A 26712-nucleotide genomic window follows, 5' to 3' on the forward strand; every position below is an offset into this window, starting at 1 on the left:
AATGTCCACGCCTCCGCCGCCCCAGGGTGGCTACAACTCCTATGGCCAGCAGCCCTATCCCGGGCCTCAGGGGCCGTATCCGCCCCAGCAGCAGTACGGGCAGCAGCAGCCGCCTCCGCAGTACGGGCAGCAGCAGCCGTATCCGCCCCAGCAGCCCTACCAGGGCCAGCCGCCCTATGGGCAGCCGCCGTACCAGCAGCACCCGGCGCCGGCGGGGCCGCCGCCCGGGCGGCAGCGGCCCGCGTTCAACTCGCGGTCGCCGCAGTTCAAGGCCGTCGTGTTCGTGATCGCGCTGATCGGCGCGGGCGTCTACTACTTCACGAAGAGCGACGAGCCCTACAAGCCCAGCACCGACACCAGCAACAGCGACTTCAGCGCCGAGGTCGGCGACTGCATGAAGAACAACGGCACCGAGAGCAGCCCGGACCTGGAGGTCGTCGACTGCACCAGCAGCGCGGCGGCCTACAAGGTGGAGAAGACCGGCTCGACGAGCGAGTGCGAGGACGGTCAGCTCAAGTACACCAAGACCCGCCGGAGCACGACGCTGCTCACGATGTGCCTGTCCGAAATCAGCAAGTAGCCGAGCGGCCCAGTGATCGACGCGGTGGCGGCGGTCAGGACTCCGTCCGGTACATCAGGTCCGTCTCGTGGGTGACGAAGCCGAGGCGCTCGTACACGGTCACCGCCGCCTTGTTGTCGGCGTCGACGTAGAGCATCGCGGTGGGCAGGGCCTGGGCGGCGAGGTGGCGCAGCCCGATCGTGGTGAGGGCCTTGCCGAGGCCGCCGCCCTGGGCGCCGGGGCGGACGCCGAGGACGTACACCTCGCCGAGCCCCTCCGCGGCGTGGACCTTGGTCCAGTGGAAGCCGAGGAGTTCGCCGCCGCGCCAGGCGAGGAAGAAGCCGGACGGGTCGAACCACGGCTCGGCCATCCGGTCGTCCAGGTCGCGCTGGGTGAGGGAGCCCTGCTCGGGGTGGTGGGCGAAGGCCTCGGCGTTCACCGCGAGCCAGGCGGCGTCGTCCCGTCCGGGCACGAAGGCGCGGACGTGCACCCCGTCCGGGAGCTTCGGCTCGGGCAGGTCGAGGCCCGCCAACGGCCGCCGCATCTGCCGCAGTTCGCGGAAGAGGGTGAGCCCGAGGACCTGCGCGAGGTGCCGGGCGGCGGAGTGCCCGCCGTGCGCCCACACCCGCAGCCGCTTGCCGGACTCGGCGAGCAGCGCCGAGCCCAGCGCCCGGCCGTGCCCGTGTCCGCGGACCGCCGGGTGGACGACCAGCTCGGCGGCCGGGGCCTCGACCGGGTCGGTGTCCTCCAGCTGCGCGTATCCGATCAGCGTGTCGCCGAGGGTCAGCAGCAGATGGCGTACGCCTTCGCGGGCCCCGCCCTTCAGCTGGAGCCGCCCCTGCTCGGACACCGCCTGCTGCCCATCGGCCCGGGCGGCCTCCGCGAGCAGCCGGAGCACGTCCTCGGCCTGGGCCGGGGAGAGCGCGGTGTAGGTCTCGATGGCGCGGGAGAGGCCGGGGGGTGCGGTGTCGTCGCTGGTCATGGCTATGAGGGTACGGCCTGCCCGTTTCATGGTGAAGTGACCCCGGTGGCAACCAACTGGTAACCGCGACCCCCCTGTTGCGCTACGCGCGTTGAATCTAAAGTGCGGGCAAAGCCATGCGGCAGCCACAGCCGTCCCACAGCTGACACGGCTCCGAGGGCTCCGAGGCTCCGACAACTCCGACTGCTCCCACTGGGGGGAACCATGCCGCAGACGTCACGGCACAGACACACCCATCGCCTTCTCGCGGCCGCCGCCGGTCTGGCCACCGTCGGTGCGCTGGCCGCGGCGATGCCCGCGAGCGCGGGTCAGGACAAGGCGACGCCCCTGCACCACCAGGGCAGCGGCCGCTACCAGGACGTGCAACTGCTGTCCTTCAACGACCTGCACGGCAACCTGGAGCCGCCGACCGGCTCCTCGGGCCGGGTCACGGAGCTCCAGGCGGACGGCACGACGAAGACGGTCGACGCGGGCGGCGTCGAATACCTCGCCACGCATCTGCGCGAGGCCCGCAAGGACAACAAGTACTCGATCACGGCCGCCGCCGGTGACATGGTCGGCGCCTCCCCGCTGATCTCCGGGCTCTTCCACGACGAGCCGACGATCGACGCGCTCAACAAGCTCGACCTGGATGTCACCTCCGTCGGCAACCATGAGTTCGACGAGGGCGCCAAGGAGCTGGCCCGGCTGCAGAACGGCGGCTGTCACCCGAAGGACGGCTGTTACGACGACAGCGAGAAGTTCACCGGCGCCAACTTCCCCTACCTCGCGGCGAACGTCACCGACGAGAAGACCGGCAAGCCGATCCTCAAGCCCTACTGGGTGTGGAAGAAGAACGGCGTCAAGGTCGGCTTCATCGGCGTCACCCTGGAGGGCACGCCGAACATCGTGTCCGCCGACGGCGTCAAGGGACTGAAGTTCGGCGACGAGGTCGAGACGATCAACAAGTACGCCAAGGTGCTCCAGCGCCAGGGCGTGAAGTCGATCGTCGCGCTGATCCACGAGGGCGGCGCGCCCGCGTCGGCGGCGTACAACTACGACTGCGACAGCCCCGGCGCCGGTGACGGCATCTCCGGCCCGATCGTCGACATCGCGAAGAACGTCACCCCGGCCGTGGACGCGCTGGTGACGGGCCACACCCACCAGGCGTACGCGTGCACGATCAACGACCCGGCGGGCAACCCCCGCATGGTCACCTCGGCGGCGTCCTTCGGCCGGCTCTACACCGACACGACCCTCACGTACGACCGCTGGACCGGCGACATCGCCCGTACGGCGGTGAAGTCCGCGAACCACGTGGTCACCCGTGACGTGGCGAAGGCCGCCGACATGACGGCCCTGATCAGCAAGTGGAAGACGCTCTCCGCCCCGATCGCCTCGCGCCCCATCGGCTACATCGCGGGCGAGATCGGCAACACGGGCACCGAGTCCCCGCTCGGCGACATGATCGCCGACGCGCAGCTCGCGTACGCCAAGTCCCTCGACCCGGAGGCCGACCTCGCGGTGATGAACCCGGGCGGCATCCGCGCCGGGCTCACCTACGCGGCGAGCGGCAGCGAGGGCGACGGCGTGGTGACGTACGGGGAGGCCTACACGGTCCAGCCCTTCGCCAACACGGTCAACCTGGTCGACCTGACCGGCGCCCAGGTCATCACCGCACTCCAGCAGCAGGTCAGCGGCTCGAACGAGGCCGCCCCGAAGATCCTCCAGATCTCCAGCGGCCTGACCTACACGCTGGACCTCACCCAGTCGGGCGCGGCCCGTGTCGTCGCCGGCTCGGTCAAGCTCAACGGCACCGCCATCGACCCCACCGCCAGCTACCGCGTCGCGATGAACTCCTTCCTCGCGGGCGGCGGCGACGGCTTCGCCGAACTCGGCAAGGGCACGAACATGCTCATCGGCGGCGACGACCTGGCGGCCTTCGAGGCGTATCTGACGGCCAACTCGTCGGCCACGACGCCTTATCCGGTACCGGCGGCGAACCGGATCACGGTCGTGCGCTGACGCCCGACTCGCAGGCCACGAAAGGGGCCGGTGCGCATCACCCTGCGGGGACCGATGCGCACCGGCCCCTTCTCGTGTCTTCTCATGTCTTCTCGAACCTTCCGGAGCCGAGCGCAATGAATTAGCCTGGCAATGATCTCGGTAAGTTCCATGTGAAGCCCGTAATAAATTCTGTGTGAGTGCGGGTTTGGTTCCATGCTCCGTCTGAAAATCAGTTTCAGGCGCAATTCATCGAGGTCTAAGCGGAATTGGCGATTTCCGTCTCCGGTGTCCCGTAGTGTTTTCCATGTCGAAAGCGAACGACGCGAAAAGCGAACGACGCATACGACACAGGGAATTGATCCGCACGGGAACAAGGAGAGACCCATGAGCTTCCACAAGATCGCCCCGGTGAAGAAGGCCCGCAAGGCCGCCCCGGCCCCGAAGTGCGCCGGCAAGCCCGCGGCGAAGGCCGCTCCCAAGAAGGCCGCGCCGAAGCGCCGCCCGGTCGACCACAAGGGCTGACATCGCCAGGCCGCTTGATCTGTAGCAGAACCGCGACAAATAAGCCGCATTTAAAGAATCAGGGAGGGAATTTCTATGAGCTTCCACAAGATCGCCCCCGTCAAGAAGGCCCACAAGCCCGCTCCGGCCCCCAAGAAGAAGGCCCCGGAGAAGCCCGCGCCCGTCGCGAAGCGCCGCCCCGTCGCGCACAAGGGCTGAGTTGATTCACAGCCTTCAGGGCTTACGCACAGTCATAGAACTCGCAGCAGTTGCAGCGGAGAGGGAAACCCCATGAGCTTCCACAAGATCGCCCCGGTGAAGAAGGCCGGCAAGGCCGCCCCGGCCCCGAAGCGCGTCGTCAAGTCCGCGCCGAAGAAGGCCGCGCCGAAGCGTCGCCCGGTCGACCACAAGGGCTGAGGCCCGCCACGAGGCGGGGCCACCGTGAAGCGAGCGCGCTCGCCCGGTGGCCCCGCCTCGGCCGTACCCGGCACAGGAGAGGGAGTTGTTGACCATGAGGGAAGCCCGCGCGGCCTTCCGCCGTTTCTGGCCGCTGACCCGCGGCGACCGCACATGGCTGGTGGCGATCGTGGCGTGCGTGGTGGTGTCCGCGCTCGCCGAGACCGCCTCGATCCTGCTGTTCGCGAACCTCACCGACAACGCCCTGAAGGCCGGCTCGCTCGCCGCCTTCTGGGTCCCGGCCGCGGCCTGGCTCGGCGTCGCCGTGCTCGGCGCGCTCGTCGGATACCTCGGCAACTCGCTCGCCACCTGGACCGCTGAGAGATTCGTGCTGCGGCTGCGGGCGAGCGTCTTCCGGCATGTCCAGGGTCTTCCTCCGCACTTCTTCCAGAAACACCGCCAGGGCGACCTCGTCGAGCGGCTGACCGGAGACGTCGAGGCCATCGAGCAGATGGTCGTCTCGGGGGTCGTGGGGACCGTGTCCGCGGCCTTCTCCGCCGTCTTCTATGCCGCCGCCGCGCTCTGGCTGCGCTGGGACCTGGCGCTGGTCACCTTTGTCCTCGCGCCCCTCTTCCTTCTCGCCGCCCGCCGCTTCTCCGGCCGTATCAAGGAGGCCTCGCAGGACGAGCGGGTCGCCGACGGCGCGATCACCTCGGTCGTCGAGGAGTCCCTGGGCAATATCGTCCTCACCCAGGCCTACAACCGCCGCCGCGACGAGGAGAAGCGGCTCGACCGCGAGGCCCGCGCGTGGATGCGGGCGAGTGTGCGCGGGGCGCGGCTGAGCGAGATGTACGAGCAGTTCGTCGAGGTCGTCGAGACCGTGTGCGTGCTCGCGGTGATCGGCCTCGGCGTCTGGGAGATCTCCGCCGGCCGGATGACCCTGGGCCAACTCCTGGCCTTCGCCGCCTTCCTCGGCTACCTCTACCCGCCGATCCGCAACCTCGGCCAGCTCGGCCTCACCCTCACCGCCGCCACCGCAGGCGCCGAGCGCATCCAGGAGATCCTGGACGCCGAGCCCGCCGTCAGCGACCCCGTCGCCCCGGTCCCCGCATGGCCCGTACGCGGCTGGGTCAGCCTCCACAGCACCTCGTTCCGCTACCCGGGCGCCGAGCACGACTCCCTGCGCGAGGTGACCTTCACGGCCGGACCCGGCGAACTCGTCATCGTCACCGGCCCGAGTGGCGCCGGAAAGTCGACGCTCTCCAAGCTCCTCACTCGTTTCTACGACCCGACCGCGGGCGTGATCTGCCTCGACGGTGTCCCGCTGAGCGACGTACCCCTGGAGTTCCTGCGCGAGAACGTCGCGCTGCTGCCCCAGGAGACCCTCATCCTGCACGGCACGATCCGCGAGAACATCGAGTGCGGACGGCCGGGCGCGTCCCTGGCCGACATCGAGCAGGCCGCGCGGGACGCCGTCGCGCACGAGTTCATCAGCGCACTGCCCGAGGGCTACGACACCGAGATCGCGCCCGGCACCGCCATCCTGTCCGGCGGCCAGCTCCAGCGGATCGCCATCGCCCGCGCCATGCTGCGCGGCGCCCCCGTCCTCGTCCTCGACGAGCCCACGGCCGGGCTGGACTCGGTCGCCGCGCGCCGGGTGGTGCAGCCGCTGCGCCGGCTGATGGCGGGCCGTACGACCATCATGATCACGCACGATCTGTCGCTGGCGCCCGACGCGGACCGGATCCTGGTCGTGGACGGCGGCCGGCTCGTGGAGGCGGGCACGCACGACGAGTTGATGGCGTGGGACGGGCTGTACGCACGGCTCGCTTCCCCGGGTAAAGGAATCACCGTTTCTGTGTGAAGACCGCGTGCCGGAGACTAATTTATTCGGCAGGTCTGGTGAACGCGGACGGATTCCCCGTGCTGGGCACCCGGGTTCGCGAGCCCCTGATGCGATTTTCAGCCATCGGGTTCCACTCCCCGGGCGTGACGAAGCGCATGCTTGACGGTGACCTGCCAGATTGCGCCACCCGATTCGAGACGGGTATCAATTGGGGACCGCGAATGACGCCTGGGGGATTCAGGCGCGTCGCGTTTCCGGTTCCTTGACCAGGGAGCCGTTTCGGTAGCTCGAACGGGGAGACAATCGAATGAACAAGGGCATACGTATGCGCCTGATGTCCGGGGCTGCCGCCGCTTTCGCGGCCGGGGCCCTCGTGATGACGGCGGCTCCGGCCCACGCCACCTCGGCCTCCACTTCGGTGGGTCTGCCGGGCGGCAACAAGATCTCGATCAACGCCTGGCACTGTGGCTTCTACGTGACCGCCTGTGACTGGAAGGCGTCCACGAAGATGTCCGGTACCAACCCGCGCAAGGCGCAGTGGATCCAGAACCGCGCCCTGCTGGAGGCTCACGGCATCAGCGTCTCCATCACCATCTCCAAGAACCCCGAGGCCACGCTCACGATGAAGAGCCGGTCCCTGGGCGAGGTGCGCTGGAAGAACACCAACGCCAACATCTCCGACACCTACGGCCAGATGAAGCCGGGCGGTGCCACCACGTACGTGTCGACCAAGAGCTGCGGTTCGGCCCGGGTGACCAGTGCGATCAACGTCAGCGAGAAGTGCGCGTACGCGGGCGCTGCCTGATCCGCTTCCGCTTCCGCTCGGTTCCGCCGGTCCGGGCCGATCCGAGCTGACGCGGCGAGTGAACTGAGAAGAGGTGTCACACCGTCAGGGCCCGGCGGTGTGGCGCCTTTTCGTGTGAGTGCGACCGGTGAAGATGAAGGACGACGCACGGGGGCGTTCGGTGAAATTCGGTTCGATGACGCGCGGCGGAAAGCTGGCGTCCCGGTTTGTCGGGGCGGCCATGTGCGCCGCCCTCATGACGTCATGCACATCCACGTCATCCACATCGGAGAATTCCGAGGGGCGTGAATCAGCCACTGCCCGGCAATTCGAGCTTCTCGTCAGTAAGCAGAACGGCTACTACTACCACCCTTTCCTGCGCCAGGAGCCGGCCGGACCCGCGGCGCAGTCCTACGCGCTGCGGACGCTTTCCGAACTGGGCCGTGATCCGAAGACCAGCATCGCCTCGGCGGACGTCGCGTCACTGCGCCGGGAAGCGCTGGAGACCTCCTCGCTCTGGGGCCGCGACTGGCTGATCCCGTTGCGGCGGGCCGGCGCCGGCGGAGCGCTGGACAAGGGCGACGCGGTGGACGTGAACAAGACCCGCACCAAGGGCGGCTGGTACGTCGACTCGGCGCTCGGCAAGGACGGGGACCCGGCGCGCCTCGGCGCCACCTGGGCCGCCCTCGAAGTGCTCGACGCACTCGGGCGCCTGCAAGACCTCCCGTCCGCGGACCGGGCCACCACCGTCGCCTGGCTGCACTCCCTGGCCGGGAAGTCCAAGGCGCTGGACCGGGGCAGCGCCCTGGCCCGTTCGCTCCAGCTGCTGAAGGAGCCCGTACCCGCCGCCCTCACCCGGATCGGGGTGCCGCGCACGGACGACTTCGCGGACCTCACGCCCGACGCCAGGGCGACCCGGCTCGAAGACACCTACAGCTATGTGCTGATCCAGGAGGCGGCGGGGAAGCGGTCCGCCGTGAACCGCCAGGTCTGGGAACCGGTGCTCCGCGACGGCGCGAAGACGCTCCCGTACGAGCAGCTCTACCGCCTGGTCCATGTGCTGAAGGCGGCCGGTTCGCCGAAGAGCGTGTTCGCACCGGTGCTGAAGCGGCTCGACGACGCACGGCTCGACGACGGGACGGTACGGGACCCCGATGCCTACATCGGCAACCCGGACGCCTCCCTCTTCGTCCAACGGCTGCGCGCCCTGGCCGGCTGGTCGCGCCGGGATCCCGCACTGCTGGCGGCACTTGAGCGGGAGGAGAAGTCCCCCGACGCCAGCCAGGAAGGCGCCGAGCGGCTGAACCGGGCCGCCCTGCGCAAGGTCACCGCGGGCGGCGACACCAGCGAACCGGCGCGGCAGCTGTGCGCCGACCCGCAGGTACTGCCCGCCACCGTGACCGAGCAGAACGCCACCCAGTGGCAGCGCACCACCCTCAACTGCGTCGACGCCGGGGTCACGGCCGGCGCCCCGAAGATCGGCGCCTGGAGCCTGGACACCCCGGACCGGGTGGTGGCGGCGGCCACCGTCGCGGTCGGCCTCGCCGACAGCGACCGGAGTGGGAGCATCCCGTCCTGGATCACCGCCGAGGCTCTCAAGCCGTGGGCCCAGAACCCGGACCGGTTCACCTCCGTCTACCAGTACGCACTCGTCGTACGGGCATACTTGCTCGCCGGCGGCGCACTCGACGTGACGCTGCGCGAAGCCCTCGGGCGAGGCATCACGCCGTACAAGGGCTGCCCCGGCCTGCCGAACCTGTACCAGGTCGGCGGCGGGGACACCGCCTGCGACCTGAAGACCACCTGGAGCGTGTGGACGCTCGACCGGCAATTGCACGGCGCCATGGGATGGCTGCCGGCCGGGACCCCGAGGAACGGAAAGTGAGCGAGAGTTCGGTGAACGCGCTGCTGCGTGCGGAGGGTGTGGGCAAGTCCTACACCCTGCGCGGAAGGAGGGTCGACGTCCTGCGCGGCGTCGACCTCACCGTGAGGGGAGGCGAGGTCACGGCCCTGGTCGGCCACTCGGGCTCCGGGAAGACCACGCTCCTGCACATCCTCGGGCTGCTGACGCCGCCGGACAGCGGCCGGGTGTTCGTCGCGGACATCGACGGCGCGGATCCCGTCGACACGGCGGGCCTCCCGGACGGCGCGCTGGCGGATCTGCGCCGCAGCCGTCTCGGGTTCGTGTTCCAGTCGTACAACCTGCTGCCGCAGCACTCGGCGCTGCGCAATGTCGTCCTGCCGTTCACCGGCCGCCGCGCCGAGGGTGAGGCACGTGCCCGGACGCTGCTGGCGCGGGTCGGGCTCGCGGAGCGCGCCGACCATCTGCCCAGCGAACTGTCGGGCGGTGAGCAGCAGCGGGTGGCGCTGGCGCGGGCGCTGATCAACGACCCGCCCGCGGTACTCGCCGACGAGCCGACCGGAAACCTCGACACGGAGAGTGAGGACGTACTCCTCGGGCTGTTCCGCGAACTCGCGGACGAGGGCCGGGCCGTACTCCTGGTGACGCACAACCCCTCGGTGTCGGAGTTCGCGGACGTGGTGCACCGCCTGGAGAAGGGCACCTTCACACAGGTCGCGGCGGAGAAGCCCGCGACGGCGGAGAAGCCCGTGGCCGAGCGGGCCAGGGCCAACACGCAGACGGAGAGAGCCGAATGAACGTCTTCAGTCTGGCGCTGGCCAACGTCCGCGCCCTGCGCCGCCGCCTGGTCGGCCTCGTGGCGCTGGTCTCGGTCGCGGCCGCCGTCTGTCTCGGCGCGCTGGGCATCGCCGACCGGGCGCAGGGGGTTACCGACTCGGGCGTCAAGGAGAGCAGCGCCAACCGCAGCATCACCGTCGACCGCCCTTCCGACCGCCCGGACACCGCGCAGCTGACGGACCGTACGGCCGCCCGGCTCGCGAAACTGCCGCACGTCGAGTCGGTACAGCACCGGGCGCAGGTGTCGTTCGGGGTCATGACCAAGGCGGGGGACACCGTACTGCTGTACGCGACGACCTACCGCCCCGCGCTGCCCCCGCCGATCACCAAGTCCGTACGCGCGAAGCTTTTTCCGCTTCAGCCGGGTGAGATCGTCGCCCCGGCCGCCTCCCAAGGTGTGGACCTGAGCAAGCTGGTGGGCAAGGAGATCGAGACGGAGACCACCCGCTTCGTACGGCAGGGCGAGGGCACCGGAGTTTCCGGCCACGCGCGCCTTGTCGGGGTGTACGACCCGACCTGGCAGCTGGACAACCCGGATGCCGCGTACGCCGCCGACTCCACCGTCGTCCAGTGGGCGGCGCAGCGATCCGGCGAGCCGGAGAGGAGCTATCTCTCCACGATCGGCTACGACCAGCTGACCGTGGTCGCGAAGACAGCGGCGGATGTGCCGGCCGTGACGAAGGCGGTGCAGAAGCTGGGCTATCCGGCGGTCACGCTCCAGCAGCAGCTCAGCGCGCTGCCCGCGGTCCTGGAGATGATCAAGACGGTCGGCCAGGTGCTGCTCGGTGTGCTCGGAGTGCTGGCGTTCGTCGGTGCGGTCACCGTGACCGGCGCGCTGTCGCGGCAGCGGGCGCAGGAGATCGGCATCCTCAAGGCGGTCGGATTCCGCACCAGGTCGGTGCTGACGATGCTGGTGACGGAAATGACGCTGGTCGGTGCCGTGGCCGCGGTGATCGGCACCGTGCTCGGCGCACTGCTCGCCGGCGGTGCCGCGGCCGCGATGCGCGGCAGCACGGAGCTCGCGCCGTACGTCAAGGGCTGGGTGCCGCTGCCGTCGGCGGGCACCCTGCTGCTGCTCCTCGGTCTGACGGTGCTGGTGGTGGCGATGGGTTCGCTGGCCCCGGCGCGCAGGGCCGCGAGGATGTCCCCCACAGATGCCATGAAGGACTGGTGAGCCACCCCCCATGCGTTTCCTCACGACACAGCACCAGACACTCAAGCATCAGCCCCACAAGCACCACACACGGCTGACCCGTCCGGCGGCCCGAGCCGCCCTCCTCCTGGCCGCGCTCGGCACGACGGCCGCGCTGACCACGGCCTGTTCGGGGCCGGGCGGGGTGGATCTGGGCACGGACTGGAAGGGCTCCTCGACCTTCGCGCTCGCCAAGGTCGACGGCCTGGTGACGATTGTCGGGATCAACCCCGACAAATCCCATGCGCAGAGCCTGGCCGTGGTGCCCCAACAGGCCGACGACGACGATTCGGTCAGCCCGCACATCGTCCAACTCTCCGACGGACGCTGGATGGTGACGGTCCCGCGCAAGGGCGGCAAGCCCGACCGGCGGTACGAGATCAACCGCAAGGACCACGTCCTGGACGGCCGGACCGGCGGCGAGCGGCTGCGCCTGATCCTGCCGGGCAAGACCCTGGTCGCCGAGGTCGCGGGGCTGTCCGACGCCAAGTCGGCGAGCGGCTCCGCCGAGTCCAGTGTGCTCGTCCGTAACCCGGCCGATTGGACGACCAAGCGTGAGCTGAAGGTCCCCGGCACCATCGGCCTGGCGGCGTCCGACCCGGCCTCGGACACGATCTGCCTGGGCAGCGGATCGGGGAGCGGCACCAAGGTCTCCGTCGCGAACCTGACCGACGGGAAGGTCACCCCCGTGGCTGTCCCGAGCGGCCTGGCCGTCACCGATCTCGCGTGTCCGTCGGGCCGCCCGGTCGTCGTCGGCTCCCCGGCCTCCGGCAAGTCCGGCGGCGGTGTCAAGGTCACGCTCACCCGCCGCGCCGCCGGGACGGCGGTCTCGGTGGACGGCGGCCGAGCCGACGCGGTGGCGGCGACGGACTCGTCCGTCGTGGTCGCGGTGGCCACCGGCAGCGACACCGAGCTGGTGGAGGTCGACGCCACCACCGGCAAGGAACTGCACCGCGCCCGCGTCAAGGGCCTCACCGGGGTCGCGTCCCTCACCCACACCGCGGCGGGCTGGCTCGTCTACGCCGACAAGACGGTGACCCGCGTGGACCTCGCCACGGGGAAGACCAAGCGGTTCGACCTGCCGGGAACCCTGCTGGACTCCTGAGGTCCTTGCTCCACCGCTGGTCAGGCGGCACGCAGGGCGTAGCCCAGGCCCCGCACGGTGTGGATGAGCCGCGGTCCGCCGTGGCTCTCCAGCTTCCGGCGCAGATACATCACGTACACGTCCAGCGTGTTGGACGCCGGTTCGAAGTCGAAGCCCCAGACCTCCCTGAGGATCTGGGCCCGGCTGAGGACCTTGGCCGGGTGCCGCAGCAGATGCTCCAGCAGGGCGAACTCGGTCCGGGTGAGGTCGAGGGGGTCGTCGCCGCGGGTGACCGTGCGGGCCCGCAGGTCCATGGCGATGTCCTGGAAGGCGAGCCGGTCGCCGGGAAAGGCCGCTTCCGGCGCCTGCTCCGGGCGCGGGCTGCGGCGCAGCAACGCCCGTACGCGGGCGAGGAGTTCCTCGCTCGCGAACGGTTTCATCAGGTAGTCGTCGGCGCCGTTGTCGAGCGCGACGATACGGTCACCGACCGCGTCCCGGCCGGTGATCATGAGGATGGGGACGGTGGACCCGGAGGCCCGGATCCGCCGGGTGGCGGCCAGCCCGTCGAGCCCGGGCATGGTCACATCCATCAGCACCAGGTCGGGCCGCCCGTCCGCGCCGCCCACGAGAGCGAGGGCCTCGCGGCCGTCTCCGGCGAGGACGGTCTCGTACCCCTCGAACCGGAGCAGCCGATCGAGCCCCTCACGTACGGCCGCGTCATCGTCGGCCAGCAGGATCTTCCGCGCCATCGGTCCAACGTGTAACGGGGGGCTGTGCTGGGCCTGGCAGGCGGATAAGCGTGAGCTGGGGGAAGCGGAAGGGCAGGAGGGGACAGGAGGGGACGGGAGGGGGACGGGGGCTACGGCTCCCGCAGGGACCGGGGGACCTGGGACTCCCAGCGCCAGTTCAGGAGGGCGGCGAGGAGGGCGAAGGCGGCCAGCGGGATCCACGCGAGCAGCAGGAGCGCCGGCTGCTCGTCCTCGGTGACCAGGAGCACCACCCAGAGCACGAACATGCACAGCCAGACGATCAGGCCGCCGTTGAAGGCCCGCTGCCAGGCGGTGCGGTGCCCGGCCCGCCGCCGGATCAGCGCCTCCACCGCCGGACGCCGCTCCCAGGTCGTGCCGCGCTGCCGGGTGGCGGCGTAGCGCAGGTCGGTCATCTCGGCGTGGGGGTCGGCCAGTTGCCAGTCGTTGACGTGCGGGAGGAGGAGCCTGCGGCCCTCGGTGTCGTACAGGAAGGTGATCCACTGGGGCGCGAACGAGGACTTCCGCGGTATGGGCTCGACGCGGATGTCGTAGATGTCCTGCCAGGCCCGCCGCCGCTCGGTCACGGCCCCGCGGACCCGGATACCGTCGCCCGTGACCAGCGTGCGGCCCCGCGTCATGAACAGCGCCAGCCTGCCGAAGGCCAAGGCCGCGGTGACCGCGAGGACCGGCCGTCCCCAGTCCGCCGCCGGGCCGGTGGTCGAACGCGTCAGCTGAAAGACGCAGTTCAGCAACAGGAAGGCCCACAGGGCGAGCAGCCGCCCGGGCAGCCATCGCCTCCGGTACTCGCGCTCGATCCCGTGCCCGGCCTCGTCCCAGGCCTCGTCCCCGGATTCGCCCCTTGCCGCGTCCCCGGACCCGGCCCCGTACTCGTCCATGTGCCTCTCCCCCGGCCACGCGTCGAACGCGCGCGACCGGGAGATCGTAAGGCGGGCCCCTGTGAGGGTCAGGAAGCGGTCGGCGTCCAGTCGCCCAGCCAGGCGGCGACGGTCTGGTCGGCGGCCTGGGTGTCCGTCAGCTGCGGACGGTCGCTGCTCGCGGCGCCCGAACCGGCGCCGGTGTTCTTGTACTCGGCGAAACGGTCGGCCTTCCAGGAGAAGCCGCCCATGTCGGACCAGGGCGTCGACTTGATCGCGGCGCTGAGGCTGGAGTTGCGGACGGTGGTCTGCGGCTTGAGGGTCGCGTCGCCGCTCGCGTGCCAGTTGCGGCCGAGGGAGAAGCTGGCGGCCGTCACATCACCGTTGAAGGTGGTGTTGTTGATCAGGAAGCCCTTGCGGTTCGCCGCGGTGCTGGGCGCGGTGACGTACCCGGCGGAGCTGCCGTCCCAGCGCTTCTTCAGGGTGATCACCGAGTGGTCGACGACGGCGGTGGCCCGGCCGAAGATGAAGTCGACGTTGCCCACGACGTACGAGTTGCGGACGTAGACCCGGCCCAGCGCGCTGCTGCTCGCGCTGTCCAGCTCCAGGGTGTCCTGGTCACCGGTGATGATCACCGAGTCGAGGAAGACCTTGTCGGCGGCGGTGCGCAGGGCGACGGCCTGCGCGCTGATGTCCTGGTGCGCCTTCTCGTCGAAGTCGTTGGAGACGGTCAGGTTGCGGGCCCGGAAGTCATCCGCCTCGACGGCCACGGTGGCGCTGCCGGTCGTGCCGTACGTCGTGCCGTCGGCCTTCTTCGTCCCGGCCGCGTTGTTGTAGACGATCACCGTGTCCTTACGGCTGCCGCCCGTGCCCTGGATGGTGACGTGCGGCTTGTTGGAGGGGACCTTGACGGTCTCGCGGTACGTGCCCGGCTTCACGGAGATCGTCACGCGCGCCGTGTTGTTCGCGGGTACGGCGTCCACGGCGGCCTGCACGGTCTTGTACTGCCCGGTGCCGTCGGCGGCCACGGTGAGGGTGGTGCCCGTGGCCGCGGTTGTCGTGGCCGTCGTCGTACCGAGCGAACTCCTCGGCCCCGAGCTTGACTTGAGGAGCGCGGGGACGTCGGCCGCCTTGTCGAGCGTGTAGCTGTAGTAGCTCTTCGGGTCCCAGGACGCGCCCGTGCCCCCGCTCTCGTTCTTGCCGCTGGTACCGGAGAAGACGTTGCCGCTCTGCTTGAGGGTGGCGGTGCTGTCCCGGACGACGGGGTTGTTCATCCCCGAGAAGTAGCTGTTCTGCAGCACCATGTTGGTGTTGCCGCGCGCGTAGTTGCCGTACGCGGACGTGATGTCCGTGCCCGGCTCGTCCTCCAGGTAGTTGTTGTAGAGGTGCGCGTGGGCGACGTTATCCGTGGAGGGGTTGCGCTGCTGGGTCTCGCGGATCCAGTTGTGGTGGATCGTGATGTCGGCGGTGGTGTTGTCGGTCCAGCCGATGCCGAACGCCTTGTTCTCGTTGCTCAGCTTGTTGTACGACACCGTCAGGTACGTGGTGTCCTTGCGGCTGTCGATGAGCCCGTCGGCCATGTGCCGGATGTCGTTGTGGTCGATCCACACGTGGTGCGCGCCATCCATCTGGATGCCGTCGTAGTCGTGCTCCTTGTCGTTCCATACGCCCTGGTAGGCGTCCCGGATCGTCAGGTTGCGGATGATCACGTTGTGCACGCCCTGGCCGAGGAAGAAGCCGCCGCCGACGATGTGCCCGGCGGTGCCGGAGCCGATGATGGTCTTGTTCGACTGGACCTTGATCTCGTTGCCGACCGGGTCCATGTTGATGGTCGCGGCCACGACGATGACGTACGGCTCGGTCGCGGTCGCGTACTTCTCCAGATCGGCGAGCGTCTTCACGGTGACGGTCTTGCCGTCCCGGCCGCCGTAAGTCCCGTTCTGGCCAAGGGCGTTGACGGAGGCGAAGCCGTCGGCGGTGGCCGTGGCCCAGGCCGGCGTGGTGGTCGCGGCCGACGCCTTCGGCTGCGCGTCCGCACCGAACATGCCGAACACCCCGCCGTAGGCCATGGCTCCGGCGGCGGACAGGGCCAGGGGAACGCCGACGACCAACGCGGTTCTCCGCCGGCGGTGACGAGCGCGGGCCTTGCTGCGGGTCTCACTCACGGGATGCTTCCGATCAGGTGGGCGGTGGCTTGAGTCACCTGCTGGTCGGCGCCGGTGGGGAAAAGGTTGCCGTGATGTCGGGAAGCCTTGGGTGGCGGTCAAGCGGGAAGTGGGGAGTGGGCACCTTCGAGTGACATAGGCGCCATCACGGAGCCAGGTGACTGTGGCGCGGCTATGGTGTAACCATGGCAGAGAACACGACCATCCAGGTGTCCCGACAGGCCCGTGACCATCTTGCCCAGGTCGCCAAGGAGCGGGGCATGACCCTGGGGCAGCTCGTCGAGAAGCTGGCCGCTGAGCAGCCGACGGTGGAGCAGATCGCGGAGCGGGTGGCCGCCGATCGCCAGGTTGTCCGCGAGGTGATCGGCCTGGACATCAGCGATGAGCAGTTCGACCGGGCCCCCGACATCCTCGGGAACATCTACAAGATCGCCGCGGAGAAGGTCCGCTTGGCGCGGGGCGCGGTCGCGTGATCATTCTCGACACCGGTGCCACCCGGGCTCTCGCGGACGGGCACAAGACATTGAACCTTCTGGTCGCGAACATGGCACGCACCCCGGGGGACCTGCTCCGGATCCCCGCTCTCTGTCTCATGCAGGCAGAATCGGAGGACGTGGGGGCCGGGCAGCGGGTGCTGGCGTTCTCCTCGGTCGTCGTCGACGACCTGACCACGGTGGCCTCGGTTGCTGTCGGCACCATGATCCGTGACGGATACGGGGGCCCGGACACGTGTCATGCCCTGTACTGCGCATTGCCGCGGGCTGAGTTCACGGGGATGTCGATCCTGCTCACGACCAACGAAGAGGCGTACCCCCCGGGCGTAGTCACCGTCGACGTCGACTCACCGGGAATGCTCGGCTTCCACTGAGGGTGGAGGCGATTGGCAGGACCGTTCCAGTCGGCGCCGCGCTGAACAGGCAGTACGGCGGCGGGCGTTGGAACAGCTCTGCCAATCAATCCCAGACCAGTGTCAGCAGCTCGCTCAGCGACCCGGTGGGGGAGCCGTGTCGCTCTCACTCGGCCGCTGGCTGTGGGCTACTGCTCGTTTCCCGAGATGCGCCCACCCCGGCTGACCGCGACCCGGAGTACGTCCTCCAGCGACTCGGTCGCCCTGGTGAGCGCGAAGCGGACGGCTCGCTCGCCCGCCTTGGGGTCGGCGAGTACGGATCTGGCGCCGGCGAGCACCTGTCCTCCGGAGTCCAGCTGGGCGGCCTCGATGTCGTCGGCGAGGAGGGAGAGCCTGCTGTCCCGGCCGCCGTCGGTACTGAGGTAGCAGGGCTTGCCCTCGGGGGTGGTCCACGGCAGCAGCCGCAGCTCGCCCGGGGCTTGGGTGGCCCGGGTGTCCTTGGGGGCGCTCACGCTGCCACCTCCACACCATGAATACGGCGGGGCCCCACATCGACTCCGTGCACGGCGAGCCAGAGGGCACGCCGCCGCTGCCGTCGCAGCCGCCGCTCGTGGCGCTCTTGCGGGGTGAGGAGGTACGGGCGTACGAGCGAGGTGTCCGGCTCGAAGGGCCATACGTCGAGGGGGCCGCCGGTGGGCAACGGTGAGGAGGGCTCCAATGGCCGCCGCTGTACCGGTGGTTGGGGTGGAACTGCCGCCCGGTGTCGCCCCCGGGCGGGCAACAGCGCCCGGAGCAAGGCCAGAAGTAGCAACTCGCGTAATCCCGCGATACGTTCACGCATGTCGGCGCTCCTCGTTCCTCGTGCGTCGGCCACGCCCCGGGCCGACCTGCTATCGGCTGCGGGGTTTTGTCGTGACGGGACGGGCGTCCTGACGAGCGGTGATTACCGTTCGTGCATCAATCGTCACTGCCTCGGCGTACGCTCCGAAAGAGGGTGGGCGTTGTCTGGCGCCCAGGCAACGGCGAGGGGTGACATGGGCGAACAGCTGCTCGGAGATGGGGAGTCGGGGCGTGCGGCCCTGGGGCGGACGTTGCGGTTGCTGCGGGAGAAGGCCGGTAAGTCGCTGGGGCAGCTGGCCGAGGAGACGGCGTACGACAAGAGCTATCTGTACCGCCTGGAGACGGGGGAGCGGCTCTCCAAGCGGGCGGTCATGGAGGACTTGGACGGGTATCACGGTTCCGGTGACCTGCTGGTTCGCTTGTGGCGGGACGCGCGCAAGGAGGTCATCAAGGACAAGTACAAGGCGTTCATGGAGCTGGAGGCGACGGCGCGGGTCATGTGGAAGTTCCAGCTGCGGGTGCCGGGTCTGTTGCAGACCGAGGACTACGCCCGTGCGGTGTTGTCAGGGTTGTCCAGAGCCCAGACAACGGCTGGCAACGGTGAGGAAGTTGAGGAGCAGGTGGCCGCGCGCATGGGACGGCAGGAGCTGCTGTACCGGCAACCGACGCCGAGCGTCCGCGTGATTTTGGACGAGGGGGCGCTTCGGCGAACCGTTCCCGACGTGAAGGTGTGGGCGGACCAGCTGACGCACCTGGTGGACGCGGCAGAACTGTCGTCGGTCGCACTTCAGGTGTTGCCCTACGCGGCCGGGGTGCACGACCTCATGAACAGCGACCTCACGCTGATCTGGCAACGAGTCGGCGACCCCGTTGCCTACGTGGAAGGCAACGGGTTCGGCGAACTGATCGACGATCCGGACAAGGTTCTGTCCTTCCGCTTGTCCTACGATCTCGTCAGGGACGCGGCTCTGACTCCGGAGGAGTCGACGGCGTTCATCAAGCGCCTTCTGGAGGAGTGCAGATCATGAACCGAACCCCCGACCTGAGTACCGCTGCCTGGCGCAAGTCGTCCTACAGCGACGGGGGTGACTCGAACTGCATCGAGGTCGCCGACGGCTACGCCGACCTTGTTCCGGTCCGCGACAGCAAGACCCCTGGCTCCCGCCCGCTGGTCTTCTCGGCGGCGTCATGGTCCGCGTTCGTGAGCAACGTACGGGAGACGGCGTGACCCCCGACCTGACCACCGCTGCCTGGCGCAAGTCGTCCTACAGCGACGGGGGCGGCACGAACTGCGTCGAGGTCGCCGACGGCCACCCCGGCCTCGTCCCGGTTCGCGACAGCAAGACCCCGTCGGCCCGCCCGCTGGTCTTCTCGGCCGTGTCTTGGGCCGGGTTCGTGGAGGGCGTCAAGGGAGAGGCGGGCTCGCACACCTTCGGGTGACGCCTGCCGGAATTCCTGACTTTCGGGGCCTCGCCATCAACAGGGTGGATCTTGTGACCAGGGCACGAACGACTGATCCAAGAAAGGCGAGGCGGTTATGGTCGTAGACACGACGCGTCGAAGGAGGGCATCGGCCATGGCTGCTCACGCTGCGGATCCCGATCCGGTCATCCCCCCCATGCCCGAGCGGACGCCGAAGGCGCTGCGCGATGCCATTGCCGAGCACGCCCCCGAGCTCCTCCCCGACTTCGACCACCACTGGAAGTGGGCGATCGCCGAGGCGTACAACCTTGGCCCTGTGCCGGCGTTCATGGCCCTCTGGTGGGGTGAGTACGCCATCGCCCGCGACCCCGAGCTTGACGCACATGTTCGCGATCTTGAACACCGGGCCGCGTACGAGTGCACCGACATCGCCGAAGCCAAAGCCCTCCTCGAAGAGGCGTCGAAGATTCACTACCGGGTCCGAGAACTGGAGCCCGGCGAGTGACCGACGGGTTCATGGGGCCGCCCTGGCAGGCGGATCGACGCTCTCGTCACCTTCGAGGCGCTGCCCGACCACGTTCGTGAGATCGTCCTCGCAGCGCGCGCCGAACTGGTCACGGCGAAAGACCCGTATTTCCATGGCATCGATGCTGCCTCCGGGCTTCCCGAGGGCATTACTGTCATGCCGGGCCGGTCCACCGATCCGAAAGGCCGTCACGTCTGCCTCTTCGACAACGGCAACGGCTGGCTGAAGTACAGCTTCGTCCGTCGAACCGAAGATCCCCAGATCGTGGTCGAAGAGGTGTTCTGGCAAGAAGCTGAGCCTCTTACACCGCCTCCGGCGGAGGAGTAGCCGCCCCCGGCAGCCGTACCGTAGCCACCGTTCCGCCGCCCTGCGCCGGGCGCAGCGAGATCTCGCCGCCCGCCTGCTGGACCGTACGGGCCACTATCGACAGACCGAGGCCGGAGCCCGGGAGTGCCCGTGCCGACGGGGAGCGCCAGAAGCGGTCGAAGACGTGCGGGAGTTCCTCGCTGGGGATGCCGGGGCCGTGGTCGCGTACGGTCAGTTCGCCGCCCTTGAGTACGACATCGATGACGCCGCCCTCGGGGCTGAACTTCACCGCGTTGTCCAGGATGTTCACGATCGCCCGCTCCAGGGCCTGCGGCTCCGCCCGGACGAACCAGGGCTGGAGATCCGCCGTGATCGTCAGCTCGGGGCCACGCAGCCGTGCCCTGCGCAGGGCCGCCTCGACGGTGTCCTGAAGGTCCACGACCTCGACACGGTCGGCCGACGTCGCCGCGTCCGAACGCGACAGCGTCTGCAAGTCGCCGATCAGTGAGGCCAGTTCCGTCATCTGCGCCGTCACCGAGGCGAGGAGTGCCTTGCGGTCCGCCGGGGGGATCGGGCGGCCGGTTTCCTCGCTGCGGGTGAGGAGTTCGATGTTGGTGCGGAGGGAGGTCAGGGGGGTCCGGAGTTCGTGACCGGCGTCCGCGATGAGCTGTTGCTGGAGCTCGCGGGAGCTGGCGAGGGAGGCGGTCATCGAGTTGAAGGAGCGGGAGAGGCGTGCGATCTCGTCCTCGCTGTGCTCCTCGACCGGGATACGGATCGTGAGGTCTTCGGTGCGGGCTACGTGTTCTACGGCGTCGGTGAGCTTGTCGACGGGGCGGAGGCCCGCGCGGGCGACCCAGAGACCTGCGGCGCCGGCGCCGACCACTCCGATTCCGGAGACGAGGAGCAGGACGAGGGCCAGGTCGTTGAGCGTGGACTGGGTGGCCTTGAGCGGGGTGGCGACGACAAGGGCGTAGCCCTCGGCCAGGGCCCGATTGCGCGGGTCACCGTTGCTGACCATCAGCGGCAAGGTCAGCACCTGTACGGCGTTGCCCTTGCTGTCGGTTCCCGTGCGGAGAGTCCAGGTGCCGGGCGTCGACTTCTTGGCTACCTGCTTATCGCTGTCGGTGACCTTTACCAGGCCTGCCGAGTTGTCGGAGATGCACGCGGTGCCGTCCGCTTTGACGATTTCGTAGTACATGGTCCTGGCCCGCGGGCCGAAACCGTTGATCCCCGTCTGCGTACTGGGCGTCTGGGTGCAGTTGTTGATCAACGTGGTGGCGTCGTTGGCGTCCACCGCCATCCGCGTCGCCGCCCGCAGGTCACCGTTGACCTCGTCGTACAGCTTCTCCTTCACGATGAACCAGCACGTCACCGAAACCGCAGCCACCGCGAACGCCACCGCTGCCGCCACCAGCAGTGCGAGCCGCGACCGGATCGGCAGTGACCGGAACCGGCGTACCACGTTCTTCACTCCGCGCCGCCCGACCGCAGCACGTACCCCACACCCCGGACGGTGTGGACGAGGCGCGGCTCGCCGCCCGCCTCGGTCTTGCGGCGCAGGTACATGACGTAGACGTCCAGGGAATTCGAGGACGGCTCGAAGTCGAAGCCCCAGACCGCCTTGAGGATCTGCTCGCGGGTGAGGACCTGGCGCGGGTGGGCCAGGAACATCTCCAGGAGGGTGAACTCCGTGCGGGTGAGCTCCACCGCGCGCCCGGCCCGCGTGACCTCGCGGGTCGAGAGGTCCATGCGGAGGTCGCCGAAGGTGAGCGCGTCGTCGTCCGGGACGGTGCCCGCGGTCGCCGTGTACGAGCTGCGCCGCAGCAACGCCCGGACGCGGGCGAAGAGTTCGTCGAGCTCGAACGGCTTGACGAGGTAGTCGTCGGCGCCGGCGTCCAGGCCGGTGACGCGGTCGCCGACCGTGTCGCGGGCGGTGAGCATGAGGATCGGCGTCGTGGTGCCCGCGCCGCGCATCCGGCGGGCGGCGGTGAGGCCGTCCATGCGGGGCATCTGGATGTCCAGGACGACCAGGTCGGGCTGGTAGGCCGTCGCCTTCTCCAAGGCGTCCGCGCCGTCGACCGCGACCGCGGTGTCGTATCCCTCGAAGGCGAGGCTGCGCTGGAGTGCTTCGCGCACGGCAGGCTCGTCGTCGACGATCAGAATGCGCTGGGGGTCACGGTCGCCATCGGCGGGGCTCATGGGCTGGAGTTCCTCGGGTGCGCTGGGACGGTGGGTCGGACGCCTTCAGCCTCGCACGTTTGCGGGCGGGGACGGAAAGAAGGCATCAGCCGGGGAAGCGGCGGTTCAGCTCGGCAGCGCGCTGAGTGCGTTGAGCCGGCGCAGCTGGACCTTGCGGAGGTGCGGGTGTGCGGCGGAGATACGCAGGCCCATCATCTGCGGGACCGCCACCTCGGGCGCCCTGGCCGCCGGGGCATGCAGTTCGTGTGCCACTTCCAGGGCCAGGGTGAAACCGGCCGGGCCGCTGTCAGAGACGGTGTGGGAGACGCGCGTGATCATGGGAACCTCCAGGAATCAGCTGTCGGAACCGCCGGCCCGCAGAGAGGCCAGGTCGGACTTGACGGTGTTGATCGGGATGGCGAAACCGAGGCCGACGCTGCCCGCGCTGGACGAGCTGGACGAGGAGTCCGAAGCGGCCGAGTACATCGCCGAGTTGATGCCGATGATGTTGCCGTTCATGTCGATCAGCGCGCCGCCGGAGTTGCCCGGGTTGAGGGACGCGTCGGTCTGAAGGGCCTTGTACGTCGTCGTGGACGAGCCGGTGTCGCCGTTGAACTCCTGGCCGCCGAACTCGAACGGCCACTGGCCGCTGCCGCCCTGGCCCTGCTGGTCCTGGCTCTGGCTCTCGTCCGTGGAGACGGTGACGTCACGGTCGAGCGCGGAGACGATACCGCTGGTGACCGTGCCGGTCAGGCCCTCGGGGGAGCCGATCGCCACGACGTCGTCGCCGACCTGGACACCGTCGGAGTTGCCGAGCGTCGCGGTCTTCAGACCGGACGGCGCGTTCTCCAGCTTGATCAGCGCGAGGTCCTTCTTGCTGTCGGTGCCGACGACCTTCGCGGTGTACGACTTGCCGTTGCTCAGCTGCACCTTGATCGACGAGGCGCCGGAGATGACGTGGTTGTTGGTGATGATCTCGCCGCCGGTCGTGATGATCACGCCCGAGCCGGTGGACGAGCCCGCGTTCGAGGTCGCGTTGATCTCGACGATGCTCGGGCTGACCGCCTGGGCCACCCCGGCGACCGTGCCCTTCTTGGCGGTGGGCACCACGTTCGTGCTGGTGCTGCTCGACGTGGTGTCCTTGCCGGTCAGCTCCTGGATGCCGTACGCGGTGCCGCCGCCTATGGCCGCGGCGACGATCGCGACGGCGGCCAGCAGGGCGAGCGGCCCCTTCGCGCGCTTCTTCGGAGCGGCGGCCGGGGCCTCCGTGGCGGGGACCGGCTCGGCCATGAGGACCGCGGTGCTCGCCGCGGCCGGCTCGGGGGCGCCGGGGTAACCCGCGAAGCCACCGCCATAGCCCTCGCCACCGTTGCCACCCTGACCGGAGCCCGGCCACACGGTGGTACCCGGCTCGACGGCGACCGGTGCGACCGGCTGGTACGCCGGCGGGGGAGGCCACTCGGGGTTCACGGGGGAGGAAGCGTGCTGCTGCTGGGGGTACGCCGGCTGCTGGTTGTCGCCCTGGGGGTACTCGCCGCTGCGGCGGAAGCTCTCGGTCATGGAAAAAGACTGTCCCCCGATCATGAGAGCTCCCTGAGTCCCCGCTGAGAAGCCCGACAGAACCTCGTATGCCCGATATAAAGACGCTCCGGGCCCGCTCCTGCACGGAAAACAGGGGGTTGCGCGGGGGTGATGTCACGGAAGGCGCCCGACGAATACTTGTCTGCCTGCTGTGAAGCCCGTGTGCGCCGGGACGCGTGAGGCCTACGATCGCCGCGCCGGAGGGGGGCTCCGCGGATACGCCTGAATCGATGCAAGCAAGCGCTGTCGTCGCTGTCGTCGATCGGGCGGCCTGTGCGTCGTACGCCCTCCCCGGGCCCTGTACGACACCACACGCACCCACCACCCCAGGAGCCCTGAGTGATACGTGCCCTGCGCGGCCGTCTGAGACGTCCCGCCACGGCGTTGCCCGCGGCCGCCCTCGCGCTGGCGCTGACCTGCGCCGGCGCCCTCGCGGCGCAGCCCGCCACGGCGGCCGGCAACCCGGCCGGTCTGCCCGACGCGAGCGCCGCCCGGTCCGTGACCCCGGCCCCGGCCGCCTCCGACAAGGAACTGCGCGACCGCGTCATCGAGGCCGCCAAGGCCCAGGCGACCCCCGAGACCCCCAAGAAGACGCCGTTCATCATCGGCGGCAGCGAGACGACCATCGCCTCCGCGCCGTGGATGGTCCAGCTTTCGTACTACGACAGCACGGCGGGCGTCGGCTACTTCTGCGGCGGCACCCTCGTCGCCCCGAACAAGGTCCTGACGGCGGCGCACTGCGTCGCGGGCCTGGACTGGGTGAACAACGGCGCCGTCGTAGCCGGTACCGCCGGTCTGCTGGACGACACGAGCGGCACGGTCGCGGGCGTCTACCGTCAGTGGAACCACCCGCACTACAACTCCACGACCGTCCAGAACGACATCGCGGTCCTCACCCTGGACCGCCCGCTGGAGCAGCAGTGGACGCGGCTGGTGGCCGCCGGCGACTCCGCGTCGTACGCCGCGGGCAAGACCGCCACCGTCTACGGCTGGGGCCTGACCTCCGGTGCCGAGGGCGCCGACCTGTCGGCCACGCTGCGCAAGGTCGACCTGACGGTGCAGTCGGACGCCACCTGCAACTCCGCGATGCAGACGGTCCTCGGTGAGGACGACTTCGTCGAGGGCTCGATGTTCTGCGCGGGCACCCCGGCCACCGGCACCGACGAGGGCACCAAGAGTCCCTGCAACGGTGACTCCGGCGGCCCGGTGATCGTCGGCGGCAAGGTCGTCGGCATCGTCTCGTGGGGCGTCTCGGGCTGCACGGCCGCGGGCGCCTACCCGGTCTTCACCAAGGTCGCCTCGTACACCTGGGCGGCCCAGCCGCGCATCGACGACGCCGACCTGACCTTCGACGGCAAGGCCGACATCCTGGCCCGTACGCCCTCCGGCGGCCTGTTCGAGCAGGACAGCAAGGGCACCTCGCTCGCGGCCCGCGCCTTCCAGGGCAACGGCTGGGAGGGCATCAGCTGGGGTCTCCAGGCCGACCTGGACCGGGACTTCTACCAGGACCTGATCGTCCGCGACAAGGGCGACGGCAAGCTGTACCGCAGCTACCTGAACCACTCCTCCGGCGAGTACGAGTGGATGCAGATCAGCTCGGTGTGGGGCGGCTACAAGTCGTACGCCATCCCCGGCGACATGACCGGTGACGCCCGCCCCGACCTCGTCGCGGTGGACGCCGACGGCTCGGTCTACCTCTACCCGGGCAAGGGCACCGGCCAGTTCTACGGTCGCGTCAAGGTCGTCGACAAGGCCTGGAAGAACGTGAAGATCTTCGGCCACGGCGACCTGTCCGGCGACGGCAAGGCCGACCTGCTGGTCCGCAACAGCTCCGGCGTGCTCTACCTCTACCGGGGCACGCAGGTCGAGAAGACCCCGTTCGCGGCGCGGATCCAGGCCCGCACGGGCTGGAACTTCACGTCGTACGTCTCCAACGGCGACGTCACGGGCGACGGCATCGCCGACATCATCACCCGCGACTCCGGCGGCACACTCTGGCTCTACCCGGGCACCAACAAGGCGTCCAGCAGCCTCTTCGGCTCACGCAAGAGCCTGGGAACGGGCTTCAACCAGTACAACTTGTTGTTCTAGAAGCAGAGAACCCGCGCCCCGATAGGGGCGCGGGGAACTGCGCGACCAGCCCCCACCGTCCCGCAGACACCCCACTACGCGCAGCCGCAGGACCGTCGTACAACCAACCGCGACGGAAACAGCTTCAACCGCTCCCGCCGAGACCCAGCAACCCGCAGCCCATCATCAAGCACAAGATCAACCGCGGCCCGAGCCATCGCCGACCGGTCCGATGCAATCGTTGTCAAAGGCGGGTCCGTCAGCGCCGCTTCCTTGACGTCGTCGAACCCGGCGACCGCCAGCTCCCCCGGAACGTCAATGCGAAGCTCCCGCGCGGCCCGCAAAATGCCGATCGCCTGGTCATCCGTGGAACAGAAGATCGCCGGCGGCCGATCAGGCCCGGCCAGCAGCCCCAGGCCGACCTGATACGCGTCGTACCGGTTGTAAGGAGCCTCGAAGAGGCGCCCCTCCGTGGAGATCCCGGCCTCCTGCATCGCCCGGCGCCAGCCCTCGACGTGGTCCGAGACGGGGTCACCGACCGCGGGGGTCTCGGCCGTACCGCCGAGACAGGCCACGTACTCGTACCCGTGCTCAAGAAGGTGCCGCGTCGCGAGCTGGCCGCCGCCGATGTCGTCCGTGACGACGGCGACGTCGTCGATGGCCTCGGGGCGCTCGTGCAGCAGCACCACGCGGGCGTCCCACGCGTCGATCTCGGCGGCCGCGTGGTCGTTCAGCGCGTGGCTGACGAGGATCAGTCCGGAGACCCGCATGCCGAGGAAGGCCCGCAGGTAGTGGACCTCGCGCTCGGCTACGTAGTCGGAGTTGCCGACGAGCACCATTTTTCCGCGCTCGGCGGCGGCCTGCTCGACCGCGTGCGCCATCTCCCCGAAGAAGGGCTGGCGCGCGTCCGGCACGATCAGGCCTATGAGCTCGGTCCTCCGCGATGCCATGGCCTGGGCGACCCGGTCGGGCCGGTACCCCAGTTCCTTGATCGCGGCGAGAACGCGCTCGCGCGTGGCCGGGGCAACCGGCCTCGGTCCGTTGTTGATGACATAGCTGACGACGGCGGTCGAAGTACCCGCCAGCCGCGCTACATCATCCCTAGTCACCTTGGCCACGCGCGGA

At 69.4% G+C, this 26712-nt stretch carries 30 protein-coding genes; 18 read left to right on the forward strand and 12 right to left on the reverse strand.

Features of this window, described 5'->3' with window-relative positions; translation table 11 throughout:
- Position 1: 1 nt before the first annotated feature.
- Positions 2–580 carry an LppU/SCO3897 family protein gene (locus OIC96_RS25710; RefSeq protein ID WP_330305588.1) on the forward strand — a complete coding sequence of 193 codons (579 nt, stop codon included), beginning with the start codon at positions 2–4 and terminating at the stop codon, positions 578–580.
- Between the two features lie 34 nt (positions 581–614).
- Here OIC96_RS25710 and mshD read toward each other — a convergent pair whose 3' ends face one another.
- Positions 615–1541 carry a mycothiol synthase gene (gene mshD, locus OIC96_RS25715; protein WP_330305587.1) on the reverse strand — a complete coding sequence of 309 codons (927 nt, stop codon included), beginning with the start codon at positions 1539–1541 and terminating at the stop codon, positions 615–617.
- 204 nt (positions 1542–1745) lie between these two features.
- Here mshD and OIC96_RS25720 point away from each other — a divergent pair, with 204 nt between their 5' ends.
- From OIC96_RS25720 to OIC96_RS25765, 10 genes are all read left to right on the forward strand, one after another.
- Positions 1746–3545, forward strand: coding sequence for a bifunctional metallophosphatase/5'-nucleotidase (locus OIC96_RS25720; protein WP_330305586.1), 1800 nt, complete (start codon positions 1746–1748; stop codon positions 3543–3545).
- A 366-nt stretch (positions 3546–3911) separates the two neighbouring features.
- On the forward strand, positions 3912–4049 hold the full coding sequence (locus OIC96_RS25725) for a hypothetical protein (protein WP_330305585.1): 138 nt from the start codon (positions 3912–3914) through the stop codon (positions 4047–4049).
- A 75-nt stretch (positions 4050–4124) separates the two neighbouring features.
- Positions 4125–4247: a hypothetical protein gene (locus OIC96_RS25730; protein ID WP_330305584.1), complete on the forward strand. Its 123-nt coding sequence runs from the start codon at positions 4125–4127 to the stop codon at positions 4245–4247.
- 72 nt (positions 4248–4319) lie between these two features.
- Positions 4320–4445 carry a hypothetical protein gene (locus OIC96_RS25735; RefSeq protein WP_330305583.1) on the forward strand — a complete coding sequence of 42 codons (126 nt, stop codon included), beginning with the start codon at positions 4320–4322 and terminating at the stop codon, positions 4443–4445.
- Positions 4446–4539: 94 nt separating this feature from the next.
- A complete protein-coding gene (locus OIC96_RS25740; RefSeq protein WP_330305582.1) occupies positions 4540–6288 on the forward strand; it encodes an ABC transporter ATP-binding protein in 1749 nt (582 codons plus the stop codon).
- Positions 6289–6577: 289 nt separating this feature from the next.
- The gene (locus tag OIC96_RS25745; protein ID WP_330305581.1) at positions 6578–7075 is read left to right on the forward strand and encodes a hypothetical protein; all 498 of its coding nucleotides are present in this window, start codon (positions 6578–6580) and stop codon (positions 7073–7075) included.
- A gap of 235 nt (positions 7076–7310) precedes the next feature.
- On the forward strand, positions 7311–8939 hold the full coding sequence (locus OIC96_RS25750; protein WP_330305580.1) for a hypothetical protein: 1629 nt from the start codon (positions 7311–7313) through the stop codon (positions 8937–8939).
- An 11-nt stretch (positions 8940–8950) separates the two neighbouring features.
- Positions 8951–9712, forward strand: a complete 762-nt coding sequence (locus OIC96_RS25755; protein WP_330310175.1) for an ABC transporter ATP-binding protein — start codon at positions 8951–8953, stop codon at positions 9710–9712.
- Complete coding sequence (locus OIC96_RS25760; protein WP_330305579.1) at positions 9709–10926, forward strand: ABC transporter permease; 1218 nt, start codon at positions 9709–9711, stop codon at positions 10924–10926. Before OIC96_RS25755 ends, OIC96_RS25760 begins: the two co-directional genes overlap by 4 nt.
- Positions 10927–10936: 10 nt before the next feature.
- Positions 10937–12049 (forward strand): hypothetical protein, encoded by a 1113-nt coding sequence (locus OIC96_RS25765; protein ID WP_330305578.1) that lies wholly within the window; start codon positions 10937–10939, stop codon positions 12047–12049.
- Positions 12050–12069: 20 nt separating this feature from the next.
- On the opposite strand, the gene OIC96_RS25770 is transcribed toward OIC96_RS25765, so the two are convergent.
- The 3 genes from OIC96_RS25770 to OIC96_RS25780 form a co-directional block, all read right to left on the reverse strand.
- On the reverse strand, positions 12070–12777 hold the full coding sequence (locus OIC96_RS25770; RefSeq protein WP_330305577.1) for a response regulator transcription factor: 708 nt from the start codon (positions 12775–12777) through the stop codon (positions 12070–12072).
- Between the two features lie 110 nt (positions 12778–12887).
- The gene (locus tag OIC96_RS25775) at positions 12888–13673 is read right to left on the reverse strand and encodes a PH domain-containing protein (protein ID WP_330305576.1); all 786 of its coding nucleotides are present in this window, start codon (positions 13671–13673) and stop codon (positions 12888–12890) included.
- A 68-nt stretch (positions 13674–13741) separates the two neighbouring features.
- Complete coding sequence (locus tag OIC96_RS25780) at positions 13742–15817, reverse strand: pectinesterase family protein (protein ID WP_330305575.1); 2076 nt, start codon at positions 15815–15817, stop codon at positions 13742–13744.
- A 185-nt stretch (positions 15818–16002) separates the two neighbouring features.
- Between OIC96_RS25780 and OIC96_RS25785 the strand changes: the two genes are divergently transcribed.
- Together OIC96_RS25785 and OIC96_RS25790 are read left to right on the forward strand one after the other, a co-directional pair.
- On the forward strand, positions 16003–16290 hold the full coding sequence (locus OIC96_RS25785; RefSeq protein ID WP_330305574.1) for a hypothetical protein: 288 nt from the start codon (positions 16003–16005) through the stop codon (positions 16288–16290).
- Entirely contained in the window at positions 16287–16685 is a 399-nt protein-coding gene (locus OIC96_RS25790; protein ID WP_330305573.1) for a hypothetical protein, read from the forward strand. The genes OIC96_RS25785 and OIC96_RS25790 overlap by 4 nt, the downstream gene beginning before the upstream one ends.
- Before the next feature lie 167 nt (positions 16686–16852).
- Here the strand turns inward: OIC96_RS25790 and OIC96_RS25795 are convergent, their stop codons facing one another.
- Both OIC96_RS25795 and OIC96_RS25800 read right to left on the reverse strand, forming a co-directional pair.
- Entirely contained in the window at positions 16853–17176 is a 324-nt protein-coding gene (locus tag OIC96_RS25795) for a hypothetical protein (RefSeq protein ID WP_330305572.1), read from the reverse strand.
- Positions 17173–17364 carry a hypothetical protein gene (locus OIC96_RS25800; protein WP_330305571.1) on the reverse strand — a complete coding sequence of 64 codons (192 nt, stop codon included), beginning with the start codon at positions 17362–17364 and terminating at the stop codon, positions 17173–17175. The genes OIC96_RS25795 and OIC96_RS25800 overlap by 4 nt, the downstream gene beginning before the upstream one ends.
- A 334-nt stretch (positions 17365–17698) precedes the next feature.
- Between OIC96_RS25800 and OIC96_RS25805 the strand changes: the two genes are divergently transcribed.
- The 4 genes from OIC96_RS25805 to OIC96_RS25820 all read left to right on the forward strand — a co-directional run bounded on the left by OIC96_RS25805 (position 17699) and on the right by OIC96_RS25820 (position 19431).
- Positions 17699–18532, forward strand: a complete 834-nt coding sequence (locus tag OIC96_RS25805; protein ID WP_330310174.1) for a helix-turn-helix domain-containing protein — start codon at positions 17699–17701, stop codon at positions 18530–18532.
- On the forward strand, positions 18529–18732 hold the full coding sequence (locus OIC96_RS25810; protein ID WP_330305570.1) for a DUF397 domain-containing protein: 204 nt from the start codon (positions 18529–18531) through the stop codon (positions 18730–18732). Before OIC96_RS25805 ends, OIC96_RS25810 begins: the two co-directional genes overlap by 4 nt.
- Positions 18729–18944: a DUF397 domain-containing protein gene (locus tag OIC96_RS25815; RefSeq protein WP_406501769.1), complete on the forward strand. Its 216-nt coding sequence runs from the start codon at positions 18729–18731 to the stop codon at positions 18942–18944. The genes OIC96_RS25810 and OIC96_RS25815 overlap by 4 nt, the downstream gene beginning before the upstream one ends.
- Positions 18945–19080: 136 nt before the next feature.
- Positions 19081–19431 carry a DUF6247 family protein gene (locus OIC96_RS25820; protein ID WP_330305568.1) on the forward strand — a complete coding sequence of 117 codons (351 nt, stop codon included), beginning with the start codon at positions 19081–19083 and terminating at the stop codon, positions 19429–19431.
- A 9-nt stretch (positions 19432–19440) separates the two neighbouring features.
- On the opposite strand, the gene OIC96_RS25825 is transcribed toward OIC96_RS25820, so the two are convergent.
- From OIC96_RS25825 to OIC96_RS25845, 5 genes are all read right to left on the reverse strand, one after another.
- The gene (locus OIC96_RS25825) at positions 19441–19740 is read right to left on the reverse strand and encodes a hypothetical protein (RefSeq protein WP_330305567.1); all 300 of its coding nucleotides are present in this window, start codon (positions 19738–19740) and stop codon (positions 19441–19443) included.
- Positions 19741–19753: 13 nt separating this feature from the next.
- Entirely contained in the window at positions 19754–21229 is a 1476-nt protein-coding gene (locus OIC96_RS25830; protein ID WP_330305566.1) for a sensor histidine kinase, read from the reverse strand.
- A complete protein-coding gene (locus OIC96_RS25835) occupies positions 21226–21957 on the reverse strand; it encodes a response regulator transcription factor (protein WP_330305565.1) in 732 nt (243 codons plus the stop codon). Before OIC96_RS25835 ends, OIC96_RS25830 begins: the two co-directional genes overlap by 4 nt.
- Before the next feature lie 105 nt (positions 21958–22062).
- Positions 22063–22275 (reverse strand): hypothetical protein, encoded by a 213-nt coding sequence (locus OIC96_RS25840; protein WP_330305564.1) that lies wholly within the window; start codon positions 22273–22275, stop codon positions 22063–22065.
- A 15-nt stretch (positions 22276–22290) separates the two neighbouring features.
- Entirely contained in the window at positions 22291–23496 is a 1206-nt protein-coding gene (locus OIC96_RS25845) for a S1C family serine protease (RefSeq protein WP_330305563.1), read from the reverse strand.
- Between the two features lie 360 nt (positions 23497–23856).
- On the opposite strand from OIC96_RS25845, the gene OIC96_RS25850 reads away from it, so the two are divergent.
- Complete coding sequence (locus tag OIC96_RS25850; protein ID WP_330305562.1) at positions 23857–25608, forward strand: trypsin-like serine protease; 1752 nt, start codon at positions 23857–23859, stop codon at positions 25606–25608.
- A 74-nt stretch (positions 25609–25682) separates the two neighbouring features.
- Here OIC96_RS25850 and OIC96_RS25855 read toward each other — a convergent pair whose 3' ends face one another.
- Complete coding sequence (locus OIC96_RS25855; protein WP_330305561.1) at positions 25683–26705, reverse strand: LacI family DNA-binding transcriptional regulator; 1023 nt, start codon at positions 26703–26705, stop codon at positions 25683–25685.
- Positions 26706–26712 lie beyond the last annotated feature (7 nt).

This window comes from Streptomyces sp. NBC_00775 (assembly GCF_036347135.1).
GTDB lineage: Bacteria > Actinomycetota > Actinomycetes > Streptomycetales > Streptomycetaceae > Streptomyces > Streptomyces lutosisoli.